The sequence below is a fragment of the Ruminococcus sp. OA3 genome (genome assembly GCF_022440845.1).
GTDB lineage: Bacteria > Bacillota > Clostridia > Lachnospirales > Lachnospiraceae > Ruminococcus_G.
The window spans coordinates 1,877,510-1,893,800 of sequence record NZ_JAKNTO010000001.1 but is presented as its reverse complement, the minus strand read 5'-3'; the positions used below and the strand labels follow the sequence as shown (position 1 = coordinate 1,893,800).

At 46.2% G+C, this 16,291-nt stretch carries 13 protein-coding genes; all 13 read right to left on the bottom strand.

The genetic code is table 11. The annotated features are described in order from the left end of the window. Positions 1 to 45 precede the first annotated feature (45 nt). On the bottom strand, positions 46 to 1,140 hold the full coding sequence (gene ugpC / locus MCG98_RS08635) for a sn-glycerol-3-phosphate ABC transporter ATP-binding protein UgpC (protein ID WP_240301616.1): 1,095 nt from the start codon (positions 1,138 to 1,140) through the stop codon (positions 46 to 48). Between the two features lie 12 nt (positions 1,141 to 1,152). Next, positions 1,153 to 3,090: a beta-L-arabinofuranosidase domain-containing protein gene (locus MCG98_RS08630; protein ID WP_240301615.1), complete on the bottom strand. Its 1,938-nt coding sequence runs from the start codon at positions 3,088 to 3,090 to the stop codon at positions 1,153 to 1,155. 35 nt (positions 3,091 to 3,125) lie between these two features. Beyond that, positions 3,126 to 5,138: a TIM-barrel domain-containing protein gene (locus MCG98_RS08625; RefSeq protein ID WP_240301614.1), complete on the bottom strand. Its 2,013-nt coding sequence runs from the start codon at positions 5,136 to 5,138 to the stop codon at positions 3,126 to 3,128. A gap of 25 nt (positions 5,139 to 5,163) precedes the next feature. Then, on the bottom strand, positions 5,164 to 6,006 hold the full coding sequence (locus MCG98_RS08620) for a carbohydrate ABC transporter permease (RefSeq protein ID WP_240301613.1): 843 nt from the start codon (positions 6,004 to 6,006) through the stop codon (positions 5,164 to 5,166). Positions 6,007 to 6,010: 4 nt separating this feature from the next. Further along, a complete protein-coding gene (locus MCG98_RS08615) occupies positions 6,011 to 6,922 on the bottom strand; it encodes a sugar ABC transporter permease (RefSeq protein ID WP_240301612.1) in 912 nt (303 codons plus the stop codon). A 72-nt stretch (positions 6,923 to 6,994) separates the two neighbouring features. Continuing rightward, complete coding sequence (locus MCG98_RS08610) at positions 6,995 to 8,287, bottom strand: sugar ABC transporter substrate-binding protein (RefSeq protein WP_240301611.1); 1,293 nt, start codon at positions 8,285 to 8,287, stop codon at positions 6,995 to 6,997. A 143-nt stretch (positions 8,288 to 8,430) separates the two neighbouring features. Further along, entirely contained in the window at positions 8,431 to 9,168 is a 738-nt protein-coding gene (locus tag MCG98_RS08605; RefSeq protein ID WP_240301610.1) for a response regulator, read from the bottom strand. A 3-nt stretch (positions 9,169 to 9,171) separates the two neighbouring features. Next, positions 9,172 to 10,929 (bottom strand): histidine kinase, encoded by a 1,758-nt coding sequence (locus tag MCG98_RS08600; protein ID WP_240301609.1) that lies wholly within the window; start codon positions 10,927 to 10,929, stop codon positions 9,172 to 9,174. 162 nt (positions 10,930 to 11,091) lie between these two features. Next, entirely contained in the window at positions 11,092 to 11,835 is a 744-nt protein-coding gene (locus MCG98_RS08595) for an ABC transporter permease (RefSeq protein ID WP_240301608.1), read from the bottom strand. Next, positions 11,822 to 12,556, bottom strand: coding sequence for an ABC transporter ATP-binding protein (locus MCG98_RS08590; RefSeq protein WP_240301607.1), 735 nt, complete (start codon positions 12,554 to 12,556; stop codon positions 11,822 to 11,824). The genes MCG98_RS08595 and MCG98_RS08590 overlap by 14 nt, the downstream gene beginning before the upstream one ends. A 71-nt stretch (positions 12,557 to 12,627) precedes the next feature. Continuing rightward, positions 12,628 to 13,371: a MerR family transcriptional regulator gene (locus MCG98_RS08585; protein WP_240301606.1), complete on the bottom strand. Its 744-nt coding sequence runs from the start codon at positions 13,369 to 13,371 to the stop codon at positions 12,628 to 12,630. 257 nt (positions 13,372 to 13,628) lie between these two features. Next, positions 13,629 to 14,624: an ABC transporter permease gene (locus MCG98_RS08580; RefSeq protein ID WP_240301605.1), complete on the bottom strand. Its 996-nt coding sequence runs from the start codon at positions 14,622 to 14,624 to the stop codon at positions 13,629 to 13,631. Continuing rightward, a complete protein-coding gene (locus tag MCG98_RS08575; protein ID WP_240301604.1) occupies positions 14,624 to 16,123 on the bottom strand; it encodes a sugar ABC transporter ATP-binding protein in 1,500 nt (499 codons plus the stop codon). Before MCG98_RS08575 ends, MCG98_RS08580 begins: the two co-directional genes overlap by 1 nt. Positions 16,124 to 16,291: the final 168 nt, after the last annotated feature.

Below are 16,291 nucleotides of genomic sequence, written 5' to 3'. Positions count from 1 at the left end.
TCAAATCAGGGATGGGTGAAAGTTTTCTTTCAACCTTATCCCTCATCAGTGGCAGATCGCCAGTTGCGTACCTTTGTCAAACACATGAATCTTGTCCGCTTTCACCGCCAGCGTACATTCTGTTTCCTCTTTTACCTGATATTCTCCCGGCATGCGGACCACCATCTTCTTCTCATCGCACTGCAGATACAGGTTCATCTCTGCACCCATCGGTTCCACCAGATCCACATATGCGGTAATCGTCCCCGCCTCTTTGCCGCCCGCCGGCAGGAAATCCTCGGGGCGAATGCCTAAAATCACTGTCTTCCCAATATAGTCCCGCAGCTTTTCTGATTTTTCCCGGGTCATTGGCAGTGCCGTTCCTGCAAACTTTGCATAGAGTTTCCCGTTTTCTTCCGCGATCTGTGCTTCCATAAAATTCATTTGCGGAGACCCAATAAATCCGGCGACAAACAGGTTACACGGTGCGCTGTACAGCACCTGCGGTATGTCAAATTGCTGAATGATACCATCCTTCATCACACAGATGCGGTCTCCCATCGTCATTGCCTCTGTCTGATCGTGAGTGACATACACAAAAGTCGTGTCTAACCGCTTATGCAGCTTGCTGATTTCGGATCGCATGGAAGTACGCAATTTTGCATCCAGGTTGGAAAGCGGTTCATCCAGCAAAAATACCGAAGGCTTGCGAACCATCGCGCGTCCCAGTGCTACCCTCTGCCGCTGTCCGCCCGAGAGTGCTTTCGGCTTACGGTTCAGTAACGGCTCCAGATCCAGAATCTTAGCCACTTCATGTACTTTCTGATCAATCTCCTCTTTTGGTGTCTTCCTCAGTTTCAGACCAAATGCAATATTTTTATATACCGTCATGTGCGGATACAGCGCATAATTCTGAAATACCATCGCGATATCCCTGTTCTTCGGCGGAACGTTATTTACCACGCGGTCACCGATATACAGCTCGCCGTCTGTGATCTCCTCCAGCCCTGCGATCATCCGCAATGTTGTCGACTTTCCGCATCCTGACGGCCCGACAAGCACGATAAACTCCTTGTCTTTAATCTCCAGATTCAGATCCGGGACAACCGCCACGTTACCCGGATACACTTTTTTCACGTGTTTAAATGTTATACCTGCCATATTTCCCTCCTGTCATCTTCTGTGAATCCATATCAGCATTTCACCGATTCCCCGGTTGTTCCACAGGCAATACGGAATCGCGCGAATCCTGCAGGATATCGTCTCATCCTCTGAACATTGCTGATACAGCCTGTCTTCCCATATGTCTTCGCGGATGCGCCTGGCGTTTGCCGTAATCGTCATCACACCGTCAAATAAATCCGGTAAATACTCCAGATTCAATTCTGCATTTCCGGAAATCACAATTGCCCCCAGGTTATCTCCGTTGTCAATTTCTTCCAGACAATATACCAGCGGCCCTCTCACAATCGCGGCCTTTCCCACATTCTGGCGCACCCGGGGATGCGCCTGAACCAGCATGGGTTTCATATCCAGCCCGATTTGAAAGACGCTCTGGTCCAAAATCTGTTCTTCCACGAAGCAAAATCCCTTTTCCAATCGAGTTTTTTGCTCCCTGCCATTTTGAGTAATCGAGATGTCCTGACTCCAGCCGGGTTTTCGTATGGCCAGTTTAAACCGGGCGTTATACGGATTCTTCACCCGGATAACAATGGTATCCCCATAGGGATAGGTCGTCTCCATGGCAATCGTCACCCGTTTTCCGCCAAAGGTAAACTGTACTTCATTTGAAATAAACATCTGAATATAGACTGTTTCCTCGTCAGCGCCGTAGATATATTGTCCCAGTGACATCAGCGTTCTCGCAATATTAGGCGGACAGCATGCCACTCCCAGCCACGGACGCCGCTTGGGCAGTACATGACGCAGCGTACGGTTGGTGCGCAGATGCTCCGGCACTGCCTCCTGCGGATTCACATAAAAAAACTCCTTACTACTCAGTGCCATTCCACCGAGTACGGTATTATACAAAGCCCTTTCAACAGTATCCGCATATTTCCCGTCCCGATCGATCTGCAGCATCCTCAGCGAAAACATGGCAAGCCCGATTGATGCACATGTCTCTGAATAATTGTAATTATTCGGCAGATCATAGTCGCAGGTAAAGCACTCTCCATCCGCCGCTGCCCCGATGGAACCTGTCAGGAACATCTGTCTGTTTGTGATATTGTCATACAACGTCCGGCAGGCCTTAAGCAGACTCGAATCTTCGCATTCACAGCCCAGATCTGCCATTGCAGCATACAGGTAGACGGCGCGGACGGCATGTCCATCCGCAGTCTTTTGTTCCCGAACCGGAAGATGCGCCTGTGCATTGTTATATCCCAGGTGTTCAAATTCCGGGAAGATATGATGAAACCCAGGACTCTTTGCTTCCCGGTCAAAACAATTGGGGGAGCCGTGACGCGCATCCACAAAGTATTTTGCCAGCTTCAGATAACGGGGTTCATCTGTCACGTGATACAGCCTGATGAGCGCAAGTTCGATCTCCGGATGCCCCGGAAATCCGTCGATCTTCCCTTTCCCGAAAACCTCATCGATCAAGTCCGCAGTCCTGCACATGATCTTAAGAAACTTTTGTTTTCCCGTCGCCTGATAATACGCGACGGCCGCCTCGATCAGATGACCGGCCGTATAGAGCTCATGACCCTCCCGCAGGTTCGTCCAGCGCATCCCCGGTTCTTTAATCGTATAATAGGTATCCAGATATCCATCCTCCTGCTGCGCCCTGCCAATCAAATCGATCGCCGAATCTGCCAGCCTTTCCAGTTCTTCGTCCGGCCGAAGTGCAAGGCTGTATGCCACCGCCTCCAGCCACTTTGCCAAATCTGTATCCTGAAATACAGCTCCATAGTATTCCCCTTCGCTCTCGCCCGCTGCTATTTTAAAGTTCTCTATACAGTGGCTGGGAACTGCATGTTCAATCTGATCATTCAGTATTTTCCACTGATATGGAATCATAATGTCACGTACACGGGAAATATAAGGCGACCAGAAATCATCTGCTATTTTCACCTCCGCTAAGCGTGGAGCTTTCAGTCTGTTCTTCATCCTTTATCACCTGCTCTTCCTGATTGTCGTCGTTTCTACGCCTTTATCACTTCATACAGACCGGAGCCTTTTCTCAGGAAACACGGTATGACAGAGAGAGGTGTCTGACAGCAGATCCTCTGTCCGCCCTCATATTCGCCTCCTGAATAATAGTCAATCCAGCAGTCTCCCTTCGGCAGATACACTTCCCGTTCCCGCATCCCTTCATACAGGACCGGCGCTGCCAGCAGGTCAGAACCCAGCATCAGCTGATCCTCGATTTCCCAGCATGTTTCATCCTGTGGATAATTGTAGAACAGCGTCCGCAGAGCAGGGGAGCCATTCAGAGATGCTTCCTCCATTAAGCCCTCCACATAAGGGCGAAGTCGTTCTCTTAAAAACAGAAGCCCTTTTAAGATTTCATAATTCTCTTCCCCATAACTCCAGATCTCATTTGGTCCGCATGTCGTAAAATCAAACATGCCGCTGTCTTCGATTTCCGGAAGCGTACCGGATGGCTTCCTGTGTCCATGCAGACGGCATACCGGCGAAAACACACCGAACTGGAACCAGCGGACCAGCAATTCCCGGAACGCAGGATCTTTCGGATCGCCGCCCCAGAATCCGCCGATGTCACTCGTCCACCAGGGAATACCGGAAAGCCCGGCGGAAAGTCCGGCCTTCATCTGCATGCGGAAGGAACGAAAAGAGGAATAGATATCTCCTGACCAGACGAGCGCGTTGTACCTCTGACTCCCCGCCCATGCACTGCGTGTCAGATTGATCGGTCCCTCGACACCGTCTTTCACCTGTCCGTCGTAAAGAGCCCTTATATAGCAGATCGGATAAATACCGGCGACCTCCTGTGCCGCTCCCATTCGGAAACGGTAATTATCAAAATCATAATGCTGAAATTCCGGCTCTGCTTCATCCAGCCAGAATACCTCGATCCCATACTGACCGTAATTTTTTTTCAGCTTTTCATACATATAGTTCTGAGCTTCCTCCGTCGTCGGATCATAGAAGACCTGCGCTCCCAGACAGTGATACTGTGTTCTGACACCACGGTTGACCTGTGTGAGATACCCCTTTTGTTTCATCTCGGCATAATTTTCACTGAACGGGTCGACCGTCGGCCACACGGATACCATCAGTTTGATGCCCATGCGTTCCAGTTCTTCCACCATTGCCTTCGGATCCGGAAAATACTCGGGATCAAAACTCCAGTCCCCCTGGTGTTTCCAGTGGAAAAAGTCTATGACGATCACCGAAATCGGGAGTCCGCGTCTTTTATACTCCCGGGCTGCTTCCAACACCTGTTCCTGTGTCCGGTAGCGAAGCTTGGACTGCCAGAAGCCGGAAGCAAAATGCGGAAAATGACCGGAGCGTCCGGTGACTTCTGTATAGTTTTCGATCAGTTTCGCCGGAGTTTCTCCTGCGGTCACCCAGTAATCAATCGCTTTGGTCGCTTTTGCCGTCCACCTGGTCAGGTTTTTTGCAAAATATACCGTTCCCACGGCAGGGTTGTTCCACAAAAAACCGTATCCTTTATTCGAGATGTAAAAGGGAATGGATGACTGTGAATTCTTATGGCACAGCTCCAGCTCGGCACCCTTTAATTCCAGAAATGAGAGCTGCCGCTGCCCCATACCAAAAATCTTTTCTCCCTCATTTGCCTCAAAGGTCATGGCTGCTTCCGGTATGGATCCCCCAAAGCTCTTCATAACTCTCGCATAATTATCCGTCGCCATCATATCAACGTCCACTGCACGGTCTTCCCAGCGTTCCTTTAACAGAACTTCCCCTTTTTCATTGGTAAAGGCCAGCCTGCCCAAATCATTGCATACGGCGGTAATGTTTCCATTCGTTATCGTCGCGGCATCTTCTGTAATTTCAATAATCGCCTCCGTCTCTTCCACAGGCAGCAGCGCCCAGTCCTGCCCGGGCATCTCGTAGAGATGCGTTACGCGCACACGCAGACTGTCTCTTCCCCACGGTTCAATCCAGAGCATCTCATCATCATATTTCCAAACGAGTCGGTTTCCTTCCTGATATACAATACCTTTCATTTTATTCGTCTCCTGTTTTGTTTTTTTAGCCTTTTACGGCTCCTCCTGCCAGTCCGCCTACGATATGCTTCTGCAGGAAAATAAAAATAACAACGATTGGCAATACCGTGACCACGCCGTATGCCATGATCATATTCCACTGCGTGCCATAGGCATCCATGAACTGATAAATACCGGAAGTCATTGGCAGCAGCTCCGCTTTGTTATTAAAGGTGATGGAATAGATCAGATCATTCCATGCAAAGATAAAGGAAAATGCTGCGGCTGTGATGATCCCGCTCTTGCAGACCGGCAGTGTCACACGCAGAAAAGCCGTAAAATGATTACAGCCGTCAATACGCGCAGCCTCCTCTATTTCATATGGACATGCGAGAAATATCGGTCGCAGTACCATGATGACAAACGGTATCGATATGGTCGAAGTAGCCAGAATCGGCCCCAGATAGGAATTCAGAATTCCTATTTTGCTGAATATCAGAAACAGCGGCGTCAGTATCAGAGATGCCGGCAGCATCTGCGTAACCAGAAACATCATCAGCATCACCTTTTTCCCCGGCAGGCGAAATCTTGAGAGACCATAACTTGCAGGTATCGAGAGCACCAGAGAGAGTACCATCGAACTAAGTGCAATGATCCAGCTGTTTTTAAACTGCGTCATGATATTTGCCGTTCCCGTCTTATTCTGGAACTGGTTCACATAGTTTTCCAGATGCATTTCCCTGGGCCACCACGTCTGATCATTTGCAAATATTTCCGCATCACTTTTTAAAGAGGAAATAAAAATCCAGTAGATCGGAAAAAGAAATATCATGGCAATCACAATCGCAATCAGCGTATTCACCATGTTGCGTGTTCGTTCTTTCCTCATCAATTTAATTCACCTCTTCCTTTCCAATCACCTTCAGATAGATCAGCGCCACCACAAACAGGCATATAAACAGCACATTGGCTACCGCCGCACCCTGTCCAAAATAATAGGTCTTAAATGACAGATTATAGGAATACGTGGACAGGACTTCCGAGGCATCGACCGGGCCTCCGCCTGTCGCCACATACACAAGATCAAACACCTTGAACGTATAGACAAATCCCAGAAGCAGTACTGAGAAAATCGACTGTTTGATCATCGGTATGGTAATGTTAAAAAACCTCTGGATGGGATTCGCCCCGTCTATATTGGCGCTTTCATAGATCTCTTCCGGCACATTATCGAGCCCTGTGGAGAGCAGCAGCATATTAAACGGAATACCGACCCATGTATTTACAATGATCAGCCCCCACATTACCGTGTTGCCGTCCATCAGCCATTCGAGAGGCTGCCCGATGATATGTAAATTCACTAAAATTGTATTGATGATACCGTTGGACGGACTGAGCATAAATTTCCAAAGCAGTGCCACAACCGTCATCGGCATCATATAACCGATCACCAGCAGGCCTTTTATATATCTCGCCGCCTTAAATTTCTGGCTGAAGAAAACTGCAAATGCGAATCCGATGACAAACTGAAAAAAAATACAGCACACGGTAAAGAAAAATGTGTTGAACAGCGCTTTTTTCATCGTTGGATCCTGAAAAATCCTGATGTAATTCTCAAGGCCGATAAAGGCCGAATGCCCCTGTCCTACGCTCTGGGCTGTCATATCAAAAAAACTGATATAAATATTATAAAAAATGGGATACCCGATCAGGGCAATCATAAAAATCAATGCGGGCAGTATATAGCAGTTTCCGAAGAGAATTCCTCTTTTCCGCTCGTCGAGGCATAACCTTCTTTTTTTCATACATCTCACACCCTTTCTCTTTAAAAAACCTGTCACAAACTCTTGGAAAAGACATGTGACAGGTTGTTACTGCTATTGTAATGTTTCGTCAATTGCTTTAATGGTCGCCGCAGCATCCTTTCCTGCCTGTTCCGCTGTCTTGGAACCTGTCAGAACACTCTGGCACGCCTCTATGATCGCGTTGTCAACCTCTGTCCATTTTGGATAAGGACCACGTGGCCTTGTATATTCAAGCCCGTCTGCAAATACCTTCATCTCCGCATCGTCTCCCCACTCTGTCTCATTATCAATGTCCGCACGCGGAGAGAATTTTGTGATACTCTTGGCAAATCCCGGATTTACCTCCGGTCCTACGAAATACTCGATAAATTCCATACATGCCTCTGCATCGGCATCCTTGGTAATACAGATCGCTTCGCCACCCAGACAGGAAGCATTGACTTTGTCAACGGGAATCGGCACAACACCCCAGTTCACATCTGCATAATCATTGCGCAATGTACCAACATTCCAGGATCCATTGATCATCATCGCACAGTTACCAGACCCAAACTGCTTACATACGTCCGCCTGTGACCAGTTCAAAACTTCTTTATTGGTGTATCCTTCTTTCACAAAGTTTGCGTAGTAATCCAGTGCACGGATACTGTTTTCAGAATCCATCTCGGTCCAGTCGCCTTCTGCTGACCAGAGGAACGGCATAAACTGGAAGGTACACTCGGCATTCTTGATTGCCGAATATGCCAGACCATAAACATTGTCTTTTGTTGTCGCTTTTGCAGCTTCCATAAGCTCATCCCATGTTTTTGGCGGCTCTACGCCGGCTTCTGCCAACATATCTTTATTGTAGAACAGCGCCAGATTGTTGCAGATATATGGTACTCCATACATCTTCCCGTCATATACGCAGGAATTTTGAATCAGATCCAGCAGCTGATTGTCCTCCCACTTGTCGTACAGTCCGCTGATATCCTGGAAGACACCCATCTCTCCATAGTTGATAACTTCCGGGTTATCGACGTACACCATGTCCGGAAGCTCTCCCGCCATATTGCCGATTGTGAGCTGTTTCGTCTGTTCTTCCCTCGGAACCCACTCTGTCACCACTTCCACGGTGTCACTCTGTGCATTAAATTCTGCCAGCATTTTCTCGAAAGGCTCCACCTCCGGTGAGACGTTGCTGTGCCAGAGAACAACCTGTTTCTTCTCCGTGGCGCCTTTTGTTTCTGTCTCTGACGGGTTGCTTTCTGTCGTCTGATCCGTACCGCCATCCTGGGGTTTGGCGTCTTCAGTCTTGCCGCAGCCCGCCAAACCGGTAACAACCATTGAAAATGCCAATACACCTGCTGCTATTTTTTTCTTCATTCGTTACCTCCTTCTTGCACCTATGTGCTTTCGATAATTGTATTATAGTTTCTTGTTTCGCAGCATAAAATATGACTTTTTTAAGAAAGGTGGAGATTTTTACAATAAAAAACGGAGTGCCCATTGGTCACTCCGTCATTTTGCTATTTATGACATTGCCTTACATATTCTTTTGGAGATATGCCGGTTGTATTTTTAAATATACGGCAAAAGTACTTCACGTCCGGATATCCCACTTCAAATGCGATTTCATATATTTTCTTTTTACTGGTGCACAATAGCTCTTTTGCATGTGCCATACGTATTTCCTTCAGATACCGTACAAAGGTACAGCCGATCTGCCTGGAAAACAGAGAGCTTAGATACTCCGGTGTGACAGCATAAGTATGTGCGAATTCTTCCAGGGTCAGCTTTTCCCCGTAATGTTTCTTCATCTCATTGACAATCTCCCGGATCATCGGCGTATATGGCACTTCTTCTGTCTCCGCCTCCACACTGTCACCCGGTTCGTTGATCTCCCTCTCTATCTTTTCCAGCAGTTCTCTCATCGCAGAGATGGTAATTGGCTTCAGCAGATAATCGATAACGCCAAGCCTGATTCCCTGTTGTGCATATTCAAAATCCGCGTAACCGGAAATGATAACGAAACGATAATCATTACCGGTGCCCTGCAGATTCCGAATCATATCCAGCCCACTGACCCTGGGCATCTGAATATCAGCAAAGATAACATCCGGTTTTAAGTCCCGTGCAAGCAGCATGCCCTCATACCCGTTTTCGGCGCTCCCCAGCACCCTGTAATTCTCTCCCAGATTCTCGATCATTTTCACCAATCCGGTACGTGCTCTGTACTCATCTTCCACCACAATTGCACTTATCATACCTTATGTTTCCTCCCGAATCGCTGGAATTTTAAGCGTGACAATCGTACCCCCACCCGAATTTTTTTCAAATTGTATACCGGCACGGGTATCGTAATAGCTTTTAATCCTGTCCATTACATTTCCTATTCCGATATGGGATCTGCCGTCATTTTTCTGTCCCCCGTCGTCTGTTTGATCGATTCCAACACCATTGTCAATGACCTGAATCGTCAAAATTTCTCCCTCCAGAGAGAACGTGATCTCAATATGTCCATCCTTCACACCGGCAACACCATGAATGATCGCATTCTCCACGATCGGCTGCAGAATCATTTTCCTAAGCAGCAGATCCTCCACATCCTGCGGTATCGTAATCGTGTACGAAAAGCTGCTGTTAAATCGCTGCTGTTGCAGAAACAAATACTTTTCCAGCCATTCCGCCTCAGCCCATACAGGAACCACCATGTCGATATGGGATATGCTGTATCGGAAAATACTGGCCAGGCTGGACAGCATCTCACTGATCTTATACTGTTCATTCTCGATTGCGATCCAGTTGATCGCATCCAGTGTATTATACAGAAAGTGAGGATTGATCTGCATTTCAACTGCACGCAGCTCCGCTTTCCTCTGCCTTCTGATTGCATCAATCGTCTTTTCTTCCTGCAGTTTCCGCTCTTCCAACAGATGCTGGATGCTTGTACTCATCTCGTTAAACTGCACAACAACCGGATAAAATTCATCTTCGATGACGGACGGCAGCTGCATCCCGATCTTGCCTTCCCCAAACTGCCTCAATCCATCTGCCAGCATTTTCAGATTTTTTGTAAAATAGCGGCTGACCAGATAACCTCCCGCTACAGAGAGCACCATGCTGATCACCAGCAGACCGATTACAAGCAGCATAAATCGGTCGATGTCATTCATTACAAGCTTTCGGTCGATCACGGAACATAGATGCCATGGCATGGTCGACAACTCCCTCGTGTTGATCAGGGTATTCTTCGTCGTGTCGTTCTTTTCCTGCATCCACTCTTCATACTGACAGTCTATAGCCGATTCGTCGTTGGAATATACGATATGCCCGCTGGAATCAATAACCCCTATCATCCCGTCGAACAGCGCATCCCACTTACTTCCTTTTTCCAGGCAGTCAAAGAAATTCTGGTTGAGTCCCAGTGCCAGTACACCGATATCTTCATCCGCAACATAGTCCCGCAGGGTTATCGTGATATAATAGATACGGGGGCCTATATTTCCGGTCTTTTTTTCAAAATTCACCGGGACAAACTGCATTTCATACTTCTTAAGACTGTTCTGCAAAATATAAGTTCTGAACGTATCATCTGCCCATACAGATTCTCCCTGTGCCGCATTATAAGTTTCGTATGTATAGAATTCGTCATGCATTCCAATATACGTGGCGCTTATCAGATAGTTGTCCATCTGGACAAATGATAAGAAACGTTCCCGCATATTGCTTTTCGCCAGCTCCACATCATGCTCATTATACATCGCATCACAACTGCGGAGCAGCTGTTTGTCCGTCATCATATGGTACAAAATGTCATAGATATTATCCAGCTGGTTTTCCAGAAACACAGAACTTTCTTCCAGCTTATACTCTACCAGTGTTTCCGTCTGCTCCTGCATATTATTTAACGCCATATTTGCCAAAATAGCTGTTAAAGCAAGAAATGGAATCAATATCACACATATCAAAATCAAAGTAGTTCTGGCAACCCAGCTTAATCTTTTCCTTCCTGTATTCCTCCGCATATCATGCCTCCCATACCGAATTGCATCAATACATTCACGAGTTTTCATCGTCCGTTATTCTTATGTATATCATAGCAGAAAAAATCTGTATTGCAAATTATACAGTAAGACGCCGCAGGACTTCTTGCTCTTCCTGCAGCGCGCTGTATACTTTGCGGTCTCCTAATCCCATTTAAAAAACCTGAGAGACAGTAAAATACATAATAAGGCTATCGCCGATGTAACAATAATGGAAAGCAGTACCCCTTTAACTTCCAGCCCCAGAGAAGCCGCTTTTAACAATTTTATTCCCTGTGTCAATGGCATAATGTCTGCAACTTTCTGCAGCGATGCCGGCATGATTTCATAAGGCAGCGTTGCACCTGAAAATATTAACATGGGAAAATATAAGATGCTGGCTATCACACCAGCTGTTTTTGTATTTGGTGCAATTCCCCCAACAAACATTCCAATACTGAACATGGAAATCATCACAAGAACAAACCCGCCAAGAAACTTTGGCAAGCTCCCACGGATCTGATATCCAAATAAGACGGATGCAATGGCATACAACAGTATCAACGACACCACCGCATAAATTGTGTAGATGGCAACCTGGGCGAGCAAAATCATAAGCGGGCTGACGGGTGTCACTTTAAAACGTTTTAAAATATGTCTGCTCCTGTAATCCGATATGACGAGCGGAAGTCCCATGACACCGCCTGCACAGACTGAGATTGTTGTCAGTGCGGCAAACGACTGTTCCAGAAAAGAATAGTCTGCGCCCTCAAATGCCGGTTTATTTCCATAAATAAATCCCAGAATTAGTAATACAGCCACCGGCATGCAAATCGCGAATATAATCATGTCCATTCCGCGGAATGAAAGTTTCATTTCTGTTTTAAATATCACTTTAAAAGTTTTCATCTGCTGTGCCCTCCATGTCAGTGTACCAGAGATAAGCGTCCTCTAATTTATTGCAGGGACTGTTTCTAATCGCATCATCGACAGCTCCATAAAACACAGTTTCTCCCTGCTTTAAAATACAGATTTCATCGCACAGCGCTTCTACCTCCTCCATAAAATGCGATGTCATCAGGATCGTCAATCCCTTTTCTTTAAGTTCCGAAAGAGTTTTCCAGACGGCTCTTCGTGCCTTCGTGTCCAGACCAGTTGTCAATTCATCCAGGAAGACAACTTCCGGTTCAGGCAGAAGTGCGAGCACAACTGACAACCTCTGTTTTTGTCCTCCTGACAGTTCCTCAACCGGGCTCTTCAGCTTATCCAGAATTCCAAACTTCTCCAAAAGATACTCTGGTTCTGCTGTTTTTCGATATAGTGATGCAGTGACTTCACACAGTTCTGTAACGATAATCTTCTCCTGGTAATTGTTCTCCTGAAACTGAACACCAACTTTTTCAAACAAAGTTTTGCGGTCAGCTGCGGGATCATAGCCTAACACTGATACGTTTCCGCTGTCAGCTCTTTTCGTTCCCAGAATGCATTCAATTGCGGTGCTCTTTCCAGCACCGTTCTCTCCGAGCAGTGCAAATGCAGTTCCACGGTTTACGGACAGATTCATATTACTCACCGCTTTTCGTGACCCGTATGTTTTTGTCAGTTTCTCAACCTTAATTATTTCTTCCATGTACATCCTCCTTTATGGTCTTTTGCAAGAGCATACCACCTCTGAAAACATTGGTGGTAAAGTGGAGGGTTTTACAAAAATCTGTTTTTCATGCTCTGAAGTTTACAGATCACTTTCTGTGCATTATAGTCAGCCTCTCTCAGAGAAGTAATCAATTTATCACACACAGCAATAATATCGGTATCCTCCTGCGGCGTATCCAACACCCGTTTTATATCTACATTCTGATTTTTAGACATCTGATTCAGCATGCGAAGAATTGCCTCCAGTGAATAATTTGCACATCTGAGGGAGCGAATAATCTTTAATCGCTTAACGTCATCCTCCGTATAGATACGATAACCATTCTGTTTCCGTCTGACCGTCAGCAATCCGTTCATCTCCCAGTTACGCAATGCATCCATCGAAATATTCAGATAATCAGAAACCTCTTTACGTTTAAAAACGCGTTGACTTTCCTGTACGGCACCAGATAAAATCTGTGTTACTATCTTAATTGCCTCTTCCGCATTCACCTGTTCCTGCCTCAGCCGTTTCAAATATTCCTGCGCAATCTCAATCGCTGCATCGAAATCACCTGTTGCCGACACTTTCACCATCTCAACTACCTTCCTGCGTAAGCCGTTTTGCAAAACTTCGATCTGAAACGCAAGGCGCACAAGCTTTAACTGTTCAATGTGAAGTTCTGTAAATATGCGGTATCCATTTTCCATTCTCTCAGGTTTTGGTATTAGTTTTAAATCTTCATATAAGCGGACAGTATTGGGGTGAATACCTATTATGTGCGCAACCTCTGCAGTTTTATATGTTCTCATAAAATCACCTCATGCCTTCATCATAATGTGACTATAAAGTCTGGTGTTATAATGGAGGGTTATTTTAACGTATCTGTGACAAATAATCAAGGACCTGCAGCGCTGGTAATTCATAGATTAATGCAGACTCCGCTGTGTTTTTTGTCACTGCTTCTATGGGATTTTTATGTGAAAACAAAAATTAATAAGAGTCCACAGGCCACCTGAATACCGGTGTTCTGCGAACCCTTATGTAAAAAGAATCGGAGTTATTTCATTTAATTTTTAGCCGCTGCAGCTGCCGCCGCCAGACGACGTGATCTTGCAGCCATCTGCTCACGCATAACATCGAGAAGTACCGCCAGGATGATAACAAGGCCCAGTACCATGTTCTGGATTGCTGAATCGATAGAAAGCAGTGTGAATCCATTACGAAGTGTTGAGATGATCAGCGCACCAATCATCGTTCCGATCATGGTTCCTTTTCCACCCATAAAGGATGCGCCGCCAAGCACACAGGATGCAATGGCATCCGTATCGTATGGCTGAATAGCATTCGTACCGTTGCAGATACCGGACCGTCCGATGGAAACGATTCCTGCAAGTGCTGCCATAAAGCCGGAAAGCACATAACAGGCTGTCAGCACATTTGCTGAGTTAATGCCGGAAAGACGTGTCGCCTCCATATTTCCCCCGGCGCAATATACAGAACGGCCGAATGCAGTACGTGTCAGAACAACGTGTAGAATTATGTAAAGAATGACTACCACGATAAAGCTCACAGGGAAACCACCAACCGTTGCAGATCCGAGAGCCATGACGCCATTCGGGAATCCACCGATCATCTGCGATCCTGTAACGAGGAGTGCTGCTCCCCAGAGAAAGTTTTTCATACCGAGTGTTGACACAAAAGGATGCGGCAGGTGCAGACGTGTCAGTAAAGTACCGTTGATAAGACCGATCACAGTTCCTGCTGCAAGTCCTGCGATAATCAATATTATGGAGTTTGTAACTCCCTTCTGAACCAGCATACCCATGAGGCATGCACAGAAGGTGGCATTCGCACCAACAGAAAGGTCAATACCTGCTGTAATCAGACAGAACAACATACCAATTGCCAACAGTGCATTAAATGGTGTCTGTTTTAAAATCGACATAAAGTTAGAATAACTTACAAATTTATCACTTGCAATGGCCAGAATCACACACAAGATAAGGAATGCGGCTATAATACCAACCATTGATCCCAAACCACTAGATTTTTTTGCTTTCATCAGATCTTACCTCCCCAAGCCGCTTTCATCAGGCTTTCTTGATTAAAGTTATCTGTATCACGTTCAACCTCGCCCATAATTTTTCCTCCGCGCATAACGATAACACGATCGCTCATGCCAAGGATCTCAGGCAATTCTGATGATACCATGATTACACATTTACCTTCTTTTACCAGACGGTTCATAACATTATATACTTCTATTTTCGCACCAACATCGATACCACGGGTAGGCTCATCAAAGATAAAAATGTCTGCATCTGTATTGACCCACTTACCGATAACTACCTTCTGCTGGTTACCACCGGAAAGCTGTCCAACGATCTCGTCCGCAGACGGAGTTTTGATGCGCAGTGAATCAATATTATCCTGACTGGATTCCTCAATCTTTTTCTTATTCAGAAAAAGACCGGAGGTAAAACCTTTCAGATTTGCGAGAATCAGATTATTTTTGATCGCCTCCTGCAAAACCAGACCCTGCCCTTTACGGTCCTCTGTCAGAAATGCGATGCCCGCCTTTATAGCCTGTGATGGGCTTTTGATCTTCACTTCTTTTCCGTGAACGAGAACCTGGCCACCATCAATGGGATCCGCGCCAAAGATCGCGCGCATTGTCTCTGTCCGTCCCGCTCCGACCAGTCCTGCAAATCCCAGCACCTCCCCATTGTAAGCCTTGAAGCTTACATCGTGTAAGATACCGCCCTCCTCCAGGTTCTTAACTTCCAGCGCAACATCGCCTTTCGTTCCGAACTCTTTCGGAAACAGGTTGTCCAGAGTACGTCCTACCATCGCAGCGATCAGAGAATCATTGTCCCACTCGCCAATGTCACGGGTGTCAATATACTGTCCGTCGCGAATCACCGTAACCCGGTCACACAATTCAAACAGCTCTTCCAGTTTGTGTGATACAAAAACAATGCCGATGCCGCGCGCTCTTAACTCACGGCATGTTTTCATCAGCTGCGCCACTTCTTTTTCACCAAGGGATGAAGTCGGTTCATCCATAATGATCATCTTCGCATCAATTAAAACTGCTTTTGCAATTTCTATCATCTGCTGTACACCCATGCCAAATGTTCCTGCCGGTTTTTCCGGATCAATATCCTGTCCCAGAGAAGCCATGACTTCCCTGGCCTTTTTATGCATGGTTTTATAATCCAGCAGACCGCCCGGTCCTTTGATCCACTTGTTGATAAAAATATTATCTGTGATGCTTAACAATTTCTCGATATTCAGCTCCTGATAAACGCAGGCAATACCGGCTGCAGCAGATTCATTTGGATTTCGGAATGTCTTCTGGTCTCCATTTACATAAATCTCACCTTTATCCGGTTTGTGAACTCCGGTCAGTACTTTAATCAGTGTTGACTTTCCCGCACCATTCTCGCCAATCAGGCCGAGAATCTCACCGGGTTTCACTGCAAGCTGCATTTCGTCGAGAGCTATTACACCCGGGAATGTTTTGGTACAGTCCCTTAACTCTACAACATATTCACTCATAGACATTTCACCTTTTCTCCGAGAGAATTTCCGATAGCCTAAAACGCATAATTCATGATCCTGTTCTCGGTACAAAATCAATACAGCCGAAAGAAAATACCCTTACCGCTATGAAATACATCAGGTCGCCGATAAGGGTATTTAACTTTTTGTTCAGCTATCAGGCCT

What these genes read in the sequence shown, in the direction of transcription:
- MCG98_RS08580 (WP_240301605.1), bottom strand. Translation starts at nt 14,624, where the DNA reads ATGAAAGCAAAAAAATCTAGTGGTTTGGGATCAATGGTTGGTATTATA.
- MCG98_RS08630 (WP_240301615.1), bottom strand. Translation starts at nt 3,090, where the DNA reads ATGAAGAACAGACTGAAAGCTCCACGCTTAGCGGAGGTGAAAATAGCA.
- MCG98_RS08615 (WP_240301612.1), bottom strand. Translation starts at nt 6,922, where the DNA reads ATGAAAAAAAGAAGGTTATGCCTCGACGAGCGGAAAAGAGGAATTCTC.
- MCG98_RS08585 (WP_240301606.1), bottom strand. Translation starts at nt 13,371, where the DNA reads ATGAGAACATATAAAACTGCAGAGGTTGCGCACATAATAGGTATTCAC.
- MCG98_RS08590 (WP_240301607.1), bottom strand. Translation starts at nt 12,556, where the DNA reads ATGGAAGAAATAATTAAGGTTGAGAAACTGACAAAAACATACGGGTCA.
- MCG98_RS08605 (WP_240301610.1), bottom strand. Translation starts at nt 9,168, where the DNA reads ATGATAAGTGCAATTGTGGTGGAAGATGAGTACAGAGCACGTACCGGA.
- MCG98_RS08625 (WP_240301614.1), bottom strand. Translation starts at nt 5,138, where the DNA reads ATGAAAGGTATTGTATATCAGGAAGGAAACCGACTCGTTTGGAAATAT.
- MCG98_RS08600 (WP_240301609.1), bottom strand. Translation starts at nt 10,929, where the DNA reads ATGCGGAGGAATACAGGAAGGAAAAGATTAAGCTGGGTTGCCAGAACT.
- MCG98_RS08575 (WP_240301604.1), bottom strand. Translation starts at nt 16,123, where the DNA reads ATGAGTGAATATGTTGTAGAGTTAAGGGACTGTACCAAAACATTCCCG.
- MCG98_RS08610 (WP_240301611.1), bottom strand. Translation starts at nt 8,287, where the DNA reads ATGAAGAAAAAAATAGCAGCAGGTGTATTGGCATTTTCAATGGTTGTT.
- MCG98_RS08620 (WP_240301613.1), bottom strand. Translation starts at nt 6,006, where the DNA reads ATGAGGAAAGAACGAACACGCAACATGGTGAATACGCTGATTGCGATT.
- MCG98_RS08595 (WP_240301608.1), bottom strand. Translation starts at nt 11,835, where the DNA reads ATGAAAACTTTTAAAGTGATATTTAAAACAGAAATGAAACTTTCATTC.
- ugpC (WP_240301616.1), bottom strand. Translation starts at nt 1,140, where the DNA reads ATGGCAGGTATAACATTTAAACACGTGAAAAAAGTGTATCCGGGTAAC.